Origin of the sequence: Brachybacterium tyrofermentans, from assembly GCF_039526165.1 — a bacterium.
Classification (GTDB): Bacteria; Actinomycetota; Actinomycetes; order Actinomycetales; family Dermabacteraceae; genus Brachybacterium; species Brachybacterium tyrofermentans.
Map to the genome: position 1 here is coordinate 1 of NZ_BAAAIR010000013.1, position 729 is coordinate 729.

Genomic DNA, 729 nt, shown 5'->3' on the forward strand with positions numbered 1-729 from the left:
GCCGGTAGTGCAGCGTCATGAGATGGCCGTGGCCGCAGAACGGGCGCACGAGCAACGGCAGCACGAAAAGGAACTGACGGAAGCGCGTTCCCGGCAGCGAAGCTATGACGGTCCGTCGCTGGGCTGAAATGCAGGAAAACAGGGTTCTCATCGGGCATTTACGCTGAAACCGGATGTCATTCACCTGGCTGCATGGCTATGCAGCCAGGTAAAATTTATCTGTCGCGAACGGGGCGGTTTATCGGGTGGTTTGTTGCCGGTTTTACCTGACTGCCACCCCNAAAGCCCCGGAGGGCTTTTAACTACTGACTTATTTTTTTGAAGATTTGCTGGGTTTCAATTTGTCAGTATTTCCCGGCGTTTTTTTATTGTCACGCTGGCGTTTATCAGGTTCCCCTGTTGAATCGGCAATTCGTTTCGGACCCGGCTTAAGACCCATAATCGTTATCCTTTCAATAGTTAAGAGGAAAGCCCTCAAGCTAGATATATTGACCGCGTTACGGATTATCAAGAGGGGCTAACAAGATTATTTTTTGTTCTTTTAGGTTGATTGTGGTACTGTTGATATACATGTATAGCAAATGGTGTTCGGGAGGTTTATATGCTTGCTATCCGGTTATCTGATGAGATTGAGTCCCGTCTGGACTCGCTGGCGAAGCAAACCGGCAGAACAAAGACGTTTTATGCGCGGGAAGCAATACTGGCGCATCTGGAAGACCTGGAGGATTA

At 49.2% G+C, this 729-nt stretch carries 1 protein-coding gene; it reads left to right on the forward strand.

From position 1 onward, the window contains the following. Positions 1 to 601 precede the first annotated feature (601 nt). On the forward strand, positions 602 to 729 hold a 128-nt coding region (gene relB / locus ABD093_RS03045; protein WP_135565270.1), incomplete at its 3' end, for a type II toxin-antitoxin system RelB family antitoxin.